The organism is Mycobacterium sp. NGS69 (assembly GCF_059812165.1).
Genome location: NZ_JCALCD010000006.1, coordinates 357,815 through 371,925, shown reverse-complemented (window position 1 = coordinate 371,925; position 14,111 = coordinate 357,815). Strand labels below are relative to the sequence as shown.

The following is a 14,111-nucleotide window of genomic DNA, read 5'->3' as shown; positions in this document are numbered from 1 at the left end:
CTTGCACCATGCAAGTATGGTCGCATGTCGATCAGCCCGGATCTCGGCCAGCAGCGCCGCATCGCCATCCCGCACGGCGCGATCGGCTACCGCGAGCGCGGCGATGGCCCGCCGATCGTGTTCGTGCACGGAGTCGGCGTCAACGGCGATCTGTGGCGACACGTCGCGCCCCGCCTGGCGGCAGACCATCGATGCATCACCCCGGACCTGCCGTGGGGCTCGCACTCGATCCCGCTGGAAGCCGACGCCGATCTGTCGCTGCCGGGCATGGCGCGGATCGTCGCGGACTTCCTCGATGCCCTGGACCTCGACGACGTCACGATCGTCGCCAACGACACGGGTGGCGCCGTCGCCCAGGCGTTGGTCGGACGGCACCCCGACCGGATCGCTCGCCTGGTGCTCACCTCGTGCGACGCGTTCGAGAAGTTTCCGCCGACGCCGCAGAAGTACTTGGAGGTGATGGCGCGCTCGCGGCTGCTCACCTGGATCGTCGCCTACACCGCGCAATTCAAGGCGATCCAGCGCCTGCCGACCGCCTACGGGTTTGTGACGTCACGGCCGATGCCACCGGACATCATGCGCTCGTTCACCGACCCGGTGCGTCTCAATCCGGGGGTCAGGCGCGACTTCCGGCGCATGCTGCGGGCGGTCGACACGAAATACACGTTCGAGGCCGCGGACCGGCTCACCGACTTCGACAAACCCGCGCTCGTGCTCTGGGCCGAAAACGACAAGATCTTCCCCCGCGACCATGGCCGGCGACTGGCAAAACTGTTGCCGCAAGGGCGATTCGAACTGATCACCGGGTGCCGCACCTTCATCCCCGAAGAACAGCCCGATCAGCTTGTCACCGCGATCGAGGGCTTCCTTGCCGCGCACCCGACGAGAGCGGAGTGAGCAATGGCCCGCAGCCCCGCACCACCGGTCGGCTCGCTGGAATGGGAAAGGCTGGGCGGCCCGCCGCTGTCGGTGCGCCAGCGCGTGGCTTTGCTCGCGGGCACCGGCGCGGTGCTGCTCGGTGACGCCGCTCCCCGACTGCGCTGGGCCGCCCGTCATATCGCCCCGCCGCGCGCCCCACGAAAGATCGACCTGACCCGATGGGCGCCGCCGCGCACGGAAGCGGTTCGCGCGGCCGAGGAGCGCCTGCGCGCCGTGGCCAGCCCGCACATCGTCGACCACAGTTACCGCACCTACTACTTCACGGCCATCCGCTACGAGTTGAGCGGCCACCCCGACCCGCTCGACCGCGAAGCGCTTTGTGTCGCAGCGCTACTCCACGACACCGGGCTCTTCGACCCCAACCGGCGCGGGTGCTTCACCGTGGCCGGGGCCAGACTGGCTCGCGAAATCACGGCGGCCGCCGGCTGGGCGAGCTCACGCCGGGACAGCGTGGCCCTGGCGATCACGACGAACCTCAACCCGTTCGTCCCCGCGCGTCGGTACGGGCCGGTGGCCCACTGGCTCAGGGCGGGTGGGCTGGTCGACGTCCTGGCCCAGCAGTGGGCGCTGCACCCCGACAACCTCGACGAGATCCTCAGCCTTTACCCGCGCGACGGATTCGCCGAAGACACCGCCCGACTCGTCAAACAAGAGGCCCGCCGCAACCCCGGCTGCCGATTCGCGTGCTTCGGCCCGATCTTTCCCACCGCGGTTCGCTTGGGCAAGTTTCGACTCGATAAGCAACGTTGATCGGCACATCGAAACTCTGCGTTGGACGGGCATAGGCCCGAGGCGGCACGCTTAGCGTAGTAACCCGTCCAAGCCTCGACCCGGAATCCCTTGGAGGATGAAATGCTCACGCGGACAAGCGAACACGTCGCATCGTTAACGGAAGGTGAAATCGTCGAAGAATCCGATCTCGGCTCGATCCGCCGGCTCACCGCCGACACCTTCCCGATCCTGACCGGCCTGTCGATCAAGCGGCTGCTGATCAACCCGGGCGCCATGCGGACCCCGCACTGGCATGCCAACGCCAACGAGTTGACCTACTGCGTCGCCGGTACCGCGCTCGTGTCGGTGCTCGACACCGGCAGCCAATTCTCATCCTTTGTGGTGCGGGCCGGCGACATGTTCCACGTCGACTCCGGTTCACTGCATCACATCGAGAACATCGGCAGCGACACAGCCGAATTCATCATCACCTTCCGCAGCGAACGGCCCGAGGACTTCGGGCTGGGCGCGGCTTTCGGGGCCATGACCGACGCCGTGCTGGGCAACACTTACGACCTCCCGGCCTCAGATTTCGCCGCCATCCGCCGCAGCACCAGCGACCGCGCGTTGGCGGCCCGCGACGGCGATCCGGACGTGCCGGCCACCGCCTACTTCGATGACCCGCACAAGTTTTCGGTGGAGGCGATGACGCCGCCCGTCAGCATCGCCGTCGGCTCGGCCCGGACCGCCCGGCTGCAGTATTGGCCCGCCCTGAAGGACCTGTCGATGTATTCGCTGCGCATCCGCGAGGACGGCATGCGCGAACCGCACTGGCATCCGATCACCGCGGAAATGGGCTACGTCAACCGCGGCGCGGCGCGCATGACCGTGATGGATCCGGACGGCACCCTCGACACCTGGTATCTGCGGCAGGGCGACGTGTATTTCATCCCCCGCGCCTACCCCCACCACATCGAGGTCTTCGACGCCCCCGAGATGCACTTCTGCATCTTCTTCGACCAACCCACCCCCGGCGACATCGGGTATCGCGCGTCGGCAAGCGCCTACTCGCGCAAGGTGCTGGCGGCGACGTTCGACACACACATCGACGACCTGCCCGACTTCCCGTTCACGAAGGCGGATCCGCTCATCGTCAACCGACGGAACCCGCTCGATGCCCACGCTGTGGGAGAGCAGTGACCCACGCCGGCGGGGCGCACGACACAATGGGTCGATGACGACCACCCCCCTCGTTGAACGTGACACCACCCGGACGACCGCCTATCGAGTCGCAGCGATGCTGATGGGCATCGGCACCGTCCACTTCCTGGCGCCCAAACCATTCGACGACATCGTCCCCGCCGAACTGCCCGGCGACGCGCGGTTCTATACCTATGCATCGGGCGTCGCCGAGATCGCCGTCGGTGCGCTGCTGGTGCCCCGGCGCACCCGGCGGCGGGCCGCGTTGGCCGCCGTCGCGCTGTTCGTCAGCGTGTTCCCGGCAAACGTCAACATGGTTCGGTTGTGGTGGGACAAGCCCTGGCCGATGCGCGTCGCGGCGCTCGCCCGGCTGCCACTTCAGATTCCGATGATCACCACCGCGCTGAAGATCAGGCGCAACAGCTGAGTTGCACATTAGCCACACGAGTCCGCGTCCGGCAGCGCGGGCTTTCTCCACTGCGAAGCCACGTACATGACGACTAGAAGTGCGATTGCGCCGCCCACAACGCTTTTCACGAAGTCGGGACCTCGCGACGGGTAAGTTCCGGTCCGCACCAGGTGAACGCGCCCAAGGACCTCTAACAGGATGAACACGATGCCCAACGGGGCGCTGGTTCTCTTGTTCTGCGATAGAGATATGCCAGCGGCAACATACAAGGCTCCGACGAGGGCAGTACGGAAAGACGGCTTCAGCGGCTTGGACAGCAACCTCATCCAGTTACCGGTAATCCCAACCCATATCTCGGACATCCCCGCGAAAATGCAATACGCGGCGACGATCTTTATTCCGGTTCGCCTCGGCTCCGGGAAAGCTGTTGGCTCGCATCGGTCCAGAGAACCCATCGTGACAGCCAGCACTCAGCCGCGGTTTTCGACCGAGCGCCCGAGATAGGCCATAAGCCGCGCCGTCGGAGTCGAACCATCTGGCGCCGACTGCGCCGGCCCGAAGCCGCCGGGTCGCCGCAACACGTTTTCCGGCACCGCCTCCACCAGCCCCCTGCACAGCGCCAGCAGGTCCCCGGGCAGCTCGATCAACCGGCCCTGCGAGGCGTGCACGTCCCAGCTATGCATGGCCAGGTCCGAAACGGGATAGGTCAGAGCCCGATGCAACGAAACCTCGCCCTCCGGCGACTTCCGCGTCGCGTCAAGATCGGCGCCGGGTAGGGCGTCGCGCAGCCTGGTGCTCAGCTCGCGAAGGCGTGCCGCCGGGTCGTCGCATATCCAGTCGGCCGGTTGGGAGGGGCCGTCCCAGACCTTTCCGTTCTCAACAAGCGTCACGATCTTCGCTGCGCTCCCGGTCGCGTGACCGACCAGCTCCCTCACCGTCCAGCCCTCAAGGTTGGACGGCATGTCCCAGCTCTCCGGCGCGATCTCATCCACCGCGTCAATGAGCAGATCCATTGCTTCGGCGGCCAAGACGCCCATCCGCGTCGTCGTGTCGTTCATGTACCTTCGCAATCAGCCAGCGGCCATTTGCCGTGTCGGGGTTCCGACGCGATGCAGCAACACGAACTTGTTCTGTCCCGCGGCACCCGCCAGGAACGGCCGCACCAGCAACGGATAGGCCGTCATCGCCTCTGCCCGCGAAATCACCTCGGGCCGTTCAAGCGCATACTCGGCGCCGTTCCACATGAGCGTGCATTCGCCGGCGGCCAGCACATTGTCCAACCAGTCAACATGGGGGTATGCCGCCGCGAGCACGAAACCATCACCGAGGGGATATGCACTCAGCGGGGTCACGTAGGGCCGGCCGCTGCGCCGACCGACGTGGTGCAACGCGCTCAGATTGAAGTAGAGCCTGCCGAGCCGGGTTCCGGCGACCCCGCGCAGATAGGGATTCAATCGCTTGGTGGCGTGCCGCGTCCGATCGCTGATTCGCTGCACGCGCATGAGCATCCCCCAGCCGAGCAAGAGCAGATAGGCGGCCACTACCGCGCCAACCACAATGGCGGGCAGCATCACAAACCCGTACAGAAGCCTTCGGCGGACCACGAACACCGACTTTTCGCCGTCCACCGCGCGACCGTCTAGGGTCGCAAGTCCCGAGGTGAGTCGATTACATAGGAGGTCCCGGTGGGCAGGACGGGCATCGCGGCGCTGCTCGCGATCGGCGCGGCGTTCATGATCGGCATCGGCGATGTCCTCGAACAGCGATCCGCGCAGCAGGTCACCGACAAGCCGGTCGGCACATTGGCGCTGTTTCGCCGGCTGCTGCGCGACCGCCGATGGTGGACGGGCAGCCTGGTGGCCGCCGCCGGCTTCGGGTTGCAGGCCGCGGCGCTCGGCTTGGGGTCGGTGGTGCTGGTGCAGGCGCTGTCCGTGACGTCCCTGCTGTTCGCGCTGCTCATCAGCGCGGCCGCCAATCACCGCAAAATCACTCGGTGGCAAGGGATCTGGGCCGTGCTGCTTGCCGCCGCCGTCACGGTCGTGGTCACGGTCGGCAACCCGCAGGCCGGAATCCCGCGCGGGTCGGTTCGGACGTGGATCGTCGTGGGCCTGGTCATCGGCCCCTGTCTGTTCCTGTGTGTGATTGGCGCCCAGATGTTCTCGGGTTGGGTCAGCGCGCTGTTGCTGGGACTGATGTCGGGTTCGCTGTGGGGTGTCTTCACGGTCCTGACGAAGGGCGTCGTCGATCAGCTCGGCCACGGCGTGCCCGCGCTGCTGCGCGCGCCCGAGTTGTACGTCTGGGCGCTGCTGGGCCTCGCGGCGACGGCGTGGGAGCAGTCGGCGTTTCGGGCCGGCTCGCTCACCGCGTCGCTACCCGCGGTGACCGTCGCCGAACCCATCGTCGGATCGGTGCTGGGCGTCACCGTATTGGGTGAGACGTTGAGCACCAACCACATCGGCATGGTCGCGCTCGGCGTCTCGGTCTCGGTGATGATCGCCGCGGCGGTGGCCCTGGCGCGCAGCCAGGCCACGGAGTCAGACGTTCCGCGAACCGACCCGGTGTAGGGTTCCGTCGGGATCGACGTAGGCGAATTCCCTTAAACCGTAGTCTGTTTCCTGTGGTTCGATCAGGCGGCCGGGCAGATTTTCCAGCGCCGCCCATTCCGCGTAGAGGGCGTCGGCGTCGCTGACGTAGAGATACACACTGGAGGCGGTGCTCAGCGGGTCGTGCTCGTCCCACTCGGTGAGGTGGATGGAGACGGAGCCGCGGTCGACGAACCCGTAGCGCGCCGGGCCCTCGTAGGCGCGCGCGTCGAAGCCGAGCGTGCGATAGCGGTCGAGCGCGACGTCGAGGTCTCTGACGGGCACGATCGGGGACACGGAGTTGAACGCGATTTCGGGCACACCACAGTGTGCCAGCGAAACGCTGTCGTACGCTCCACCCGCAATCCACCTCTGAATAGCGGTCGGGCCGTATCCCGATGGCCACCAGCCGTTTACCCGTTGACTATAGCTGTGCCCCGCGTCGGCGGCGTAGGCTCTGGCGGCCGAACCGGTCAAGCCACGATACTTGCGCCATCACCGAACCTGGTTGTAAGCCGCACCCGCAGATGGCATTCTGCGGGCGACTGTCGCACAGCGTTGAGGAGGACAAGTGAGCACATCAGAGCAGGCGAAGCCCCCCGGTGGGCTGCCGGTGATCCATCTCTCCGAGCTGCTGCGCGCGCCGATCGTGGCCCGCGCCGGTGAGGCCGTCGGCCGCGTCGAGGACGTGATCGTGCGCCTGCGGGGCGCGGACGACTATCCGGCGGTGACAGGGATCGTGGCCGGGGTCGGCGGCCGTCGGGTGTTCATCGGCACCAAATCCATCGAAGAGTTCGCCCCGAAACGAACCATCTTGACCAAGAACAAAGTTGACCTCCGCGGCTTCGAGCGCCGCGACGGCGAGGTGCTGCTGCGCGCCGACGTGCTGGGCCACCGGCTGATCGACGTGGCCGCCGCGGATTTGGTGCGCGCGTATGACGTCGAGCTCGAGGACACCGGCGCCGGGTGGGTGGTTGCGCGGCTGGACACTCGCCGGCCGCCGACGTTGTTCGGGCTGATCAGGCACTCCGGCGGGCACGCGGCCCGCGACTGGAAGGCGTTCGAACCGCTGATCGGTCACGGTGGCTCCGACGCGGTGCGGCGCCTCTCGGACCGGTTCGGCGAGTTCAAGGCCGCCGAGATCGCCGATCTGCTCGAGGAGGCCGACAAGGCCGAAGGCGGCGAAATCCTCGACCGGGTGCACAGTGACCCGGAACTGGAAGCCGACGTGTTCGAGGAGTTGGACCCGGACAAGGCGAGCCGGCTGCTGGACGGCATGCCCGACGACGAGGTCGCCGCCCTGTTGGGCCGGATGCGCGCCGACGATGCCGCCGACGCGATCGCCGACCTGCGCCAGTCACGACGACGACGCGTGCTGGAGCTCATGCCCGGCCCGCAGCGCACCAAGGTGATCACGCTGATGGGGTTCAACCCCGAAAGCGCCGGCGGGCTGATGAACGTCGACTTCGTTTCCTGCGCGGCCACCGCGACTGCGGGCTTCGCGCTGTCGCTGATCGCCGCCGCCTCCAACGTCCAGCCGGAGGCGTTGATCAAGTTGCACGTCCTAGACGAGGACGGGCGGCTGGCCGGTGTGGTGTCGGTGATTACCCTGCTGCAGGCCGATGCCACCGAAGGCGTTGGGGCACTGATGGATTCCGATCCGGTCTGCGTCACCGCCGACGCCGATCTGACCGACATCGCGCTGTTGATGGCCGACTTCAACCTGTACTCCATCCCCGTCGTCGACGACGAGGACCGCGTGCTCGGGGTGGTCACCGTCGACGACGTCCTGGAAGCAACCATCCCCGAGGACTGGCGCCGCCGCGAGCCCGCTCCGCGTCCGTTCCGCGAGATCACCCAACCGACCGACAGCCACGCCCCTGGAGCCGAGACACCGTGACGTCCAGCGCCGACGAGACCAAACCCGGGCTCAGCGCGGTGCTCGACACCGCACACCTGGGCGATATCGAGGGCGCGTTCGGGCGCATCAAGCTCAGCGATGGCGACCATTCGCGGACGTGGAAGACCCGCCTGCTGACGCTGCTGGCGATCGTCGGCCCCGGGATCATCGTGATGGTCGGCGACAACGACGCCGGCGGGGTCGCCACCTACACCCAGGCCGGCCAGAACTACGGCTACTCCCTGTTGTGGGTGCTGCTGCTGCTCATCCCGGTACTGATCGTCAACCAGGAGATGGTGGTCCGGCTCGGTGCGGTCACCGGGGTCGGTCACGCGCGGCTGATCAACGAACGCTTCGGCCGCGGCTGGGGCTGGTTCTCCGTTGGCGACCTGTTCCTGCTCAACTTCCTGACCATCGTCACAGAGTTCATCGGTATCACCCTGGCCGCCGACTACATCGGCGTGTCCAAATACGTCGTGGTCCCCATCTCGGCGGTGGCGCTGGTCGCCATCATGGCCAGCGGCAGCTTCCGCCGCTGGGAGCGGGCCATGTTCATCTTCATCGCAGTCACCCTGCTGCAGATCCCGATGCTGCTCATGTCGCACCCGCAGTGGGCGCATGCGGCGAAGTCGTTTGTGGTGCCGAGCATCTCGGGCGGGGTGAGTTCCGACGCGGTGCTGCTGATCATCGCCATCGTCGGCACCACCGTCGCGCCCTGGCAGCTGTTTTTTCAGCAGTCCAATGTCGTCGACAAGCGGATCACCCCGCGGTTCATGGCCTACGAGCGCGCCGACACCGTGATCGGGGCCTTCGTCGTGATCGTCGGCGCCGCGGCCCTCGTGATGACCGGCGATTGGGCGGCGCGCTCGACAAACACCGTGGGCGGCTTCTCCGACGCCGGGGCCATCGCGCACCTACTCGGCCAGCACAGCGCTACGCTCGGCGCGTTTTTCGCCATCGTGCTGATGGACGCGTCGATCATCGGCGCGGCCGCCGTGACGCTGGCCACCAGTTACGCCTTCGGCGACGTCTTCGGCCTCAAGCATTCGCTGCACCGCGGGTTCGCCGACGCCAAGCAGTTCTACCTGTCCTACACCGCGATGGTGGCGCTGGCCGCGGCCATCGTGCTCATCCCCGGCGCGCCACTGGGTTTGATCACCACCGCCGTGCAAGCGCTGGCCGGCCTGCTGTTGCCCAGCGCCAGCGTGTTCCTGCTGTTGCTGTGCAACGACCGGGAAGTGTTGGGGCCCTGGGTCAATCGGCGCTGGCTCAACTGGGTCGCCGGGCTGATCGTCGGCATCCTGCTGCTGTTGTCCGGGATCCTGATGGCCACCACCCTGTTCCCCCACATCGACGTCGTCGCCGTCGCCGGCTACCTTTGCCTGGCGCTGGTCATACTCGCCGCCGCGGCGGTGCCGACGCTGCGCTGGATGTCCCGCGGCCAGCCCGCGTCACCGGCCCCGATGCCGCCGGCACGTCCCGTCGACCGCAACACCTGGCGGATGCCGCCGCTGACCCTGCTCGAACCGGTCACCTGGTCCCCCGGCACCCGGCTCGGCATGATCGCCCTGCGCAGCTACCTGGTTGTGGGCGCGCTGCTGCTGGTCGTCAAGGCCGTCCAGCTCGGCCGCTGAACTTCGCCAAAGCGCTTGCCTCACCAATGCTGCACGGTGTTAGCTGAGCTGTCAGCAGCAAAGCACGTGAGCCCGGCGAGGTAGGAGGTTTGTACCATGCTTCAGCGAGCGTTCATCGTCGGAGCAATCGTTATCGGGATAGCGGTGGCACCCGGCGCCAATGCGGCACCGTCAACCACCACGCCGTCGCCCGCCCCGACAACCGGGTCGAACGTCTATTACCCCAACTGCAGGGCGGCGTGCGCCGCCGGAGCGGCTCCGATTTACATCGGACAGCCGGGTTATCGGGCCCCGCTTGATCGCGACGGCGACGGCATCGCTTGCGAGGTGTGCCACTGAACTCGGCACCCCCTATTGGGGCAGCGCCTCGCCCCGCGTCTCGGGTGCCAGCGGGATGACGAAAAGCCCGATCACGAACGCGATGGCCGTCAGGGCCACGGGCAATCCGAGCGTATGCAGGTGCAGCACCGCCGCGCCGAGCAAGAAATTCACGCCCGCGCCGACGAATCGGCCGAACGAGGTGCAGAACGCGAACGCCGTCGCGCGCACCCGTGTCTCGAACTGCTCGGGCAACCAGAGGCTGAAGATTGCGAAGTTGCCGCCGAAGAACCCGAGGACGAAAAGCCACGCGATGAACGGCGCGAGCCCGTTCGGTAGATAGAACGCCCAACCGAAGCTGCCGGTGATCGAAACGGCCATTCCCGCAAAGTAAATCGCGAGTGTCTTGCGGCGACCGATGCGCTCGGAGAGGATCGGCACGACCAGACATCCCAAGATGGTGCCGATGGACAGCAGGCCCGTGGCCCAGGACGCGGTTCTGGTTGCGTCGGCCTTGTCGAAACCCGCATGCTGCGCCAACTGGATCACGGCGGTGGGTTCGTAGACGGCGCCGGCCCACAGGCCCACGATCGCGATAGTCAGCAGCGCGCACGCCACCCAGGTTCGACGCCGGTAGCGCGCGCCGAGAATCTCACGCAGCGGGTTCACGCGGACCGTGGGCTGAGCCTCCAGCTTCTCCCACTTCTCGGTTTCCTTCACCCGCGTCAAGATCAGGATCGCGACGACGACCGGCACCGCGCCCGTCAGAAACATTGCCCGCCAGCCGAAATGGACCCCGATCGTGTAGTTCAGGGCCGCCGCGAGGAAGAATCCCGCGTAGTAGCCGGTCTGGAGATAGCCCGCCCCCATCTTGCGCCGGTCCTCGGGCCACGCCTCCGCCACATACGTGCCCGCCAGCGCCCACTCGCCGCCGATGCCGACGCCCGCGACAAAGCGGAAAATGGCCAGCTCCCATACGTTTTGCGCCGCGGCCGAAAGCCCGGTGAAGATCGCGAAGGTGAAGATGGTCGCGGCCAGCACCTTGGTGCGACCGAACCGGTCGGCGATCGGCCCCCAGATGAACGACAGGCCCCAGCCCACCAGGAACAGGGCAAACAGAATCGAGCCCGCGAGACCGACATTGGTAGACGTCGCGGCGAAACCCGAACGCGGCAGCAGCTCGGTCAGCGCGGGCGCGAGCACGAGCGCGTAGATGAACGAATCCATCCCGTCGAGCGTCCAGCCCGTCCACGCGCCCCAGAAACCCGCGATCTGCGAGCGGTTGAGCGGCGTGCGACGCCTGGTGAGGCTTGCCGGCTGCGTCGTTGACGTCATCTGGCCTCCGTTGACACGGGTGGAACGGCTATTGGGATCCGCGTAAGCGCGAGCCGGTTTGGCGCTAACGACCGACCGGCATCACATTGTATATAATATAGTGATGAGCGTAACAGGTCGGTCCCCGTCGGACAACGCACTGAGCGCGCTACCCACGGCGCTCTCGGTGGCCGAGCGAGGCAGCACGTCACGGTTGATTGCCAACGCGCTGCGCGCCGCCATCGTCGAAGGCACGCTGGGGCCGGGGGTACCGCTGCGCCAAGACGCCATCGCGCGGCACTTCTCCGTCAGCGCGATCCCGGTTCGCGAGGCTCTGCGCCAGCTGGAGAGCGAAGGCTGGGCCAAGGTGGAGCTGAACAAGGGGGCGACTGTCGCCCCGCTATCGGCCGACGAGGCCCGCGAAGTCTACGAAATGCGCGCCGCCCTCGAGAGCCTCGCCATCGGGCTGGCGATACCCGCTCACACGGCCGCCACCCTGCGCCACGCCGAAGCGCTCTGCAACGAGGCCGCGGCCGAAACCGAGCCGTCGCTTTACGTTGCGCGCAACGAGGCCTTTCACACCAGCCTCTACGAGCCGGCCGGGCGGCCACAACTTCTCGCGCTGATCGGCATGCTGCACGAGCGGGGCGAGCGCTACCTGCGGCTCAAGTTCGGGCTGCCGTCCTACAAGGGAGAGTCAGACCGCGAACACGCGGCGTTGCTCAAGGCCGTGCGCGGGGGCGACGTCGAGGGCGCGCAGTCGCTGGTCACCAAGCACCTGCTCGGCACCGGCAACCTGCTCCACCGTGTGCTTGGCGAAAGCCCACCCGAAATGTCGCGTCGGTAAATCAGCGCTTGAACGGACGGCGGCTGGCCGGGGCGGTGAAGCCCTCGGTGTCATCGAAGAATGCCCACTGCCCCGCGTCGTCGACCTCCATGCGCCAGCCCAGCTCGGTGCTGCCCGCGACCGCGTCGGTGAACCACGCGTGTGCGGCATCGGCGCTCTCGAAATCCTTCGTCGCCACAATCCCGCCATGTGGGTCGATGATCCGGAACTTGGCCATGCGATGTGATTATCCCTTCCAGGCAAAATTCAATCGCATTAAACGCCCGCTGGCTACCCGAAAACGCTCAAACCGTGCGGGCCAATCGCTGTGCGAGCAGCTCGGCGAACCGCGCCGGATCGTCGAGCGCCCCGCCTTCGGCGAGAAGCGCTGTGCCGTAGAGCAATTCGGCGGTCTCGGCGACCGACGGGTCGTCGGCGCGGTCCTTGTGCGCGTCCCGTAGCCCGGTTACGAGCGGATGATGCGGGTTGAGTTCAAGGATCCGCTTGCCCATCGGAACGTCCTGCCCGGTGGCGCGGTAGAGGCGTGCGAGTGTCGGTGTGATCCCGAAGGCGTCGGTAATCAGGCAGGCGGGCGACTCGGTCAGCCGCGTCGACAGCCGCACGTCCTTGACGTGCTCGCTCAGCGTCTCCTTTAGCCAGGTCAGCAGGGCGGCGAACTCTTTTTCCTGCTCCTCGCGCTCGGCCTCGCTCTTGCCCTCAGCGGAGTCGAGGTCCACCTCGCCCCTGGCCACCGACTGCAGCGGCTTGCCGTCGAACTCGTCAACCACCCCCACCCACACTTCGTCGACGGGATCTGTCAGTAGGAGCACTTCATAACCCTTGGCCTTGAAGGCCTCCAGGTGGGGTGACTTCAGCAGCTGCTGGGGGGTCTCGCCGGTGGCGTAGAAGATCTGCTGCTGACCTTCCTTCATCCGCTCCACGTACTCGGCCAGGGTGGTGGCCTCCTCCTCGCTGTGGGTGGAGGCGAACGAGGACACCTGCAGCAGCATGTCCTTGTTGTCGGCGTCGGACAGCAGGCCCTCTTTGATGGCCCGGCCGAACTGGGTCCACAGGGTGCGGTAGTCGTCCGGACGCTCGGACTGCAGCTCCTTGATGGTGGACAGGACCTTCTTGGTCAGCCGGCGACGGATCGCCTTGATCTGACGGTCCTGCTGCAGGATTTCGCGAGACACGTTGAGCGACAAGTCCTGTGCGTCGACGACGCCCTTGACGAAACGCAGGTATTTCGGCAGCAGCTCGTCGCAGTCGCCCATGATGAACACGCGCTTGACGTAGAGCTGGATCCCGACGTGGGAGTCGCGGTCGAACAGGTCGAACGGGGCGTGCGACGGGATGAACAGCAAGGCCTGGTACTCGAAGGTGCCCTCGGCCTTCATCGCGATGACCTCGAGGGGGTCCTCCCACGCGTGCGCGATGTGCTTGTAGAACTCGTTGTATTCCTCGGCGGAGACTTCCTCCTTGGGCCGGGCCCACAGCGCCTTCATCGAGTTGAGGGTCTCGGTCTCGATGGTGACCGTCTCGTCGCCGCCCTCTTCGTCCGCGGGGGTGCGTTTCTCGACCTCCATCCGGATGGGCCAGGCGATGAAGTCGGAGTACCTCTTGACCAGGTGCCTGATCTTCCACTCCGCGGTGTAGTCGTGCAGCTCGTCCTCGGTGTCTTCGGGCTTGAGGTGCAGGGTGACCGAGGTTCCCTGCGGCGCGCCGTCCACGGTTTCGATGGTGTAGGTGCCCTCGCCGCTGGATTCCCACCGGGTGGCGTCGCTCTCCCCTGCCTTGCGGGTCAGCAGCTCGACCTTGTCGGCGACCATGAAGCTCGAATAGAAGCCGATGCCGAATTGGCCGATCAATTCCTCGGAGGCCGCCGCATTTTTGGCCTCCCTGAGCTGCTGGCGCAGCTCGGCGGTGCCGGACTTGGCCAGCGTGCCGATCAGGTCGATTACCTCCTCGCGCGTCATCCCGATGCCGTTGTCGCGGATGGTGAGCGTTCGTGCGCTCTTGTCGACATCGATCTCGATGTGCAGGTCGGAGGTGTCGACGTCGAGGTCCTTGTTGCGAAACGCTTCGAGGCGCAGCTTGTCCAGCGCATCGGAGGCGTTCGAGATCAGCTCCCGCAGAAACGAGTCCTTGTTGGAGTAGACCGAGTGAACCATCAAATCCAGCAGTTGCCGGGCCTCGGCCTGAAATTCCAGCTGCTCGACACGCGCGTTCATGACATTCCCTGCACTTTCCTTCCGGATACGACGCTGCAAATTTACCG

The 14,111-nt window shown here is 66.5% G+C and carries 15 protein-coding genes; 9 read left to right on the top strand and 6 right to left on the bottom strand.

Annotation, left to right across the window (positions count from 1 at the left end):
• The first annotated feature begins 24 nt into the window (after positions 1-24).
• The 4 genes from AC5Y2S_RS19950 (at position 25) to AC5Y2S_RS19935 (ending at position 3,277) form a co-directional block, all read left to right on the top strand.
• Positions 25-897: an alpha/beta fold hydrolase gene (locus AC5Y2S_RS19950; RefSeq protein ID WP_499957842.1), complete on the top strand. Its 873-nt coding sequence runs from the start codon at positions 25-27 to the stop codon at positions 895-897.
• A gap of 3 nt (positions 898-900) precedes the next feature.
• Positions 901-1,689: an HD domain-containing protein gene (locus AC5Y2S_RS19945; RefSeq protein ID WP_499957841.1), complete on the top strand. Its 789-nt coding sequence runs from the start codon at positions 901-903 to the stop codon at positions 1,687-1,689.
• Positions 1,690-1,791: 102 nt separating this feature from the next.
• Positions 1,792-2,850, top strand: a complete 1,059-nt coding sequence (locus tag AC5Y2S_RS19940; RefSeq protein ID WP_499957839.1) for a cupin domain-containing protein — start codon at positions 1,792-1,794, stop codon at positions 2,848-2,850.
• Positions 2,851-2,884: 34 nt separating this feature from the next.
• The gene (locus AC5Y2S_RS19935; RefSeq protein WP_499957838.1) at positions 2,885-3,277 is read left to right on the top strand and encodes a DoxX family protein; all 393 of its coding nucleotides are present in this window, start codon (positions 2,885-2,887) and stop codon (positions 3,275-3,277) included.
• 452 nt (positions 3,278-3,729) lie between these two features.
• Here the strand turns inward: AC5Y2S_RS19935 and AC5Y2S_RS19930 are convergent, their stop codons facing one another.
• Both AC5Y2S_RS19930 and AC5Y2S_RS19925 read right to left on the bottom strand, forming a co-directional pair.
• Positions 3,730-4,317 carry a TIGR03086 family metal-binding protein gene (locus AC5Y2S_RS19930; RefSeq protein ID WP_499957837.1) on the bottom strand — a complete coding sequence of 196 codons (588 nt, stop codon included), beginning with the start codon at positions 4,315-4,317 and terminating at the stop codon, positions 3,730-3,732.
• A 12-nt stretch (positions 4,318-4,329) separates the two neighbouring features.
• The gene (locus AC5Y2S_RS19925) at positions 4,330-4,887 is read right to left on the bottom strand and encodes a PNPOx family protein (protein ID WP_499957836.1); all 558 of its coding nucleotides are present in this window, start codon (positions 4,885-4,887) and stop codon (positions 4,330-4,332) included.
• Positions 4,888-4,944: 57 nt separating this feature from the next.
• Between AC5Y2S_RS19925 and AC5Y2S_RS19920 the strand changes: the two genes are divergently transcribed.
• On the top strand, positions 4,945-5,823 hold the full coding sequence (locus tag AC5Y2S_RS19920) for a DMT family transporter (RefSeq protein ID WP_499957835.1): 879 nt from the start codon (positions 4,945-4,947) through the stop codon (positions 5,821-5,823).
• On the opposite strand, the gene AC5Y2S_RS19915 is transcribed toward AC5Y2S_RS19920, so the two are convergent.
• Positions 5,794-6,162 carry a bleomycin resistance protein gene (locus AC5Y2S_RS19915; RefSeq protein ID WP_499957986.1) on the bottom strand — a complete coding sequence of 123 codons (369 nt, stop codon included), beginning with the start codon at positions 6,160-6,162 and terminating at the stop codon, positions 5,794-5,796. The two genes, AC5Y2S_RS19920 and AC5Y2S_RS19915, sit on opposite strands and share 30 nt — an antisense overlap.
• Before the next feature lie 250 nt (positions 6,163-6,412).
• Here AC5Y2S_RS19915 and AC5Y2S_RS19910 point away from each other — a divergent pair, with 250 nt between their 5' ends.
• The 3 genes from AC5Y2S_RS19910 to AC5Y2S_RS19900 all read left to right on the top strand — a co-directional run bounded on the left by AC5Y2S_RS19910 (position 6,413) and on the right by AC5Y2S_RS19900 (position 9,714).
• On the top strand, positions 6,413-7,741 hold the full coding sequence (locus tag AC5Y2S_RS19910) for a magnesium transporter MgtE N-terminal domain-containing protein (protein ID WP_499957834.1): 1,329 nt from the start codon (positions 6,413-6,415) through the stop codon (positions 7,739-7,741).
• On the top strand, positions 7,738-9,375 hold the full coding sequence (locus AC5Y2S_RS19905) for an NRAMP family divalent metal transporter (RefSeq protein WP_499957833.1): 1,638 nt from the start codon (positions 7,738-7,740) through the stop codon (positions 9,373-9,375). The genes AC5Y2S_RS19910 and AC5Y2S_RS19905 overlap by 4 nt, the downstream gene beginning before the upstream one ends.
• 96 nt (positions 9,376-9,471) lie before the next feature.
• Entirely contained in the window at positions 9,472-9,714 is a 243-nt protein-coding gene (locus AC5Y2S_RS19900) for an excalibur calcium-binding domain-containing protein (protein ID WP_499957831.1), read from the top strand.
• A gap of 12 nt (positions 9,715-9,726) precedes the next feature.
• Here the strand turns inward: AC5Y2S_RS19900 and AC5Y2S_RS19895 are convergent, their stop codons facing one another.
• Positions 9,727-11,028 (bottom strand): MFS transporter, encoded by a 1,302-nt coding sequence (locus AC5Y2S_RS19895; RefSeq protein WP_499957829.1) that lies wholly within the window; start codon positions 11,026-11,028, stop codon positions 9,727-9,729.
• 103 nt (positions 11,029-11,131) lie between these two features.
• Here AC5Y2S_RS19895 and AC5Y2S_RS19890 point away from each other — a divergent pair, with 103 nt between their 5' ends.
• Entirely contained in the window at positions 11,132-11,854 is a 723-nt protein-coding gene (locus AC5Y2S_RS19890; protein ID WP_499957827.1) for a GntR family transcriptional regulator, read from the top strand.
• 1 nt (position 11,855) lies between these two features.
• On the opposite strand, the gene AC5Y2S_RS19885 is transcribed toward AC5Y2S_RS19890, so the two are convergent.
• Together AC5Y2S_RS19885 and htpG are read right to left on the bottom strand one after the other, a co-directional pair.
• Complete coding sequence (locus tag AC5Y2S_RS19885) at positions 11,856-12,071, bottom strand: hypothetical protein (protein WP_499957825.1); 216 nt, start codon at positions 12,069-12,071, stop codon at positions 11,856-11,858.
• Between the two features lie 67 nt (positions 12,072-12,138).
• Positions 12,139-14,064, bottom strand: a complete 1,926-nt coding sequence (gene htpG / locus AC5Y2S_RS19880) for a molecular chaperone HtpG (RefSeq protein ID WP_499957823.1) — start codon at positions 14,062-14,064, stop codon at positions 12,139-12,141.
• Positions 14,065-14,111: the final 47 nt, after the last annotated feature.

What these genes read in the sequence shown, in the direction of transcription:
- AC5Y2S_RS19950 (WP_499957842.1), top strand. Translation starts at nt 25, where the DNA reads ATGTCGATCAGCCCGGATCTCGGCCAGCAGCGCCGCATCGCCATCCCG.
- AC5Y2S_RS19945 (WP_499957841.1), top strand. Translation starts at nt 901, where the DNA reads ATGGCCCGCAGCCCCGCACCACCGGTCGGCTCGCTGGAATGGGAAAGG.
- AC5Y2S_RS19940 (WP_499957839.1), top strand. Translation starts at nt 1,792, where the DNA reads ATGCTCACGCGGACAAGCGAACACGTCGCATCGTTAACGGAAGGTGAA.
- AC5Y2S_RS19935 (WP_499957838.1), top strand. Translation starts at nt 2,885, where the DNA reads ATGACGACCACCCCCCTCGTTGAACGTGACACCACCCGGACGACCGCC.
- AC5Y2S_RS19930 (WP_499957837.1), bottom strand. Translation starts at nt 4,317, where the DNA reads ATGAACGACACGACGACGCGGATGGGCGTCTTGGCCGCCGAAGCAATG.
- AC5Y2S_RS19900 (WP_499957831.1), top strand. Translation starts at nt 9,472, where the DNA reads ATGCTTCAGCGAGCGTTCATCGTCGGAGCAATCGTTATCGGGATAGCG.
- AC5Y2S_RS19895 (WP_499957829.1), bottom strand. Translation starts at nt 11,028, where the DNA reads ATGACGTCAACGACGCAGCCGGCAAGCCTCACCAGGCGTCGCACGCCG.
- AC5Y2S_RS19890 (WP_499957827.1), top strand. Translation starts at nt 11,132, where the DNA reads ATGAGCGTAACAGGTCGGTCCCCGTCGGACAACGCACTGAGCGCGCTA.
- AC5Y2S_RS19885 (WP_499957825.1), bottom strand. Translation starts at nt 12,071, where the DNA reads ATGGCCAAGTTCCGGATCATCGACCCACATGGCGGGATTGTGGCGACG.
- htpG (WP_499957823.1), bottom strand. Translation starts at nt 14,064, where the DNA reads ATGAACGCGCGTGTCGAGCAGCTGGAATTTCAGGCCGAGGCCCGGCAA.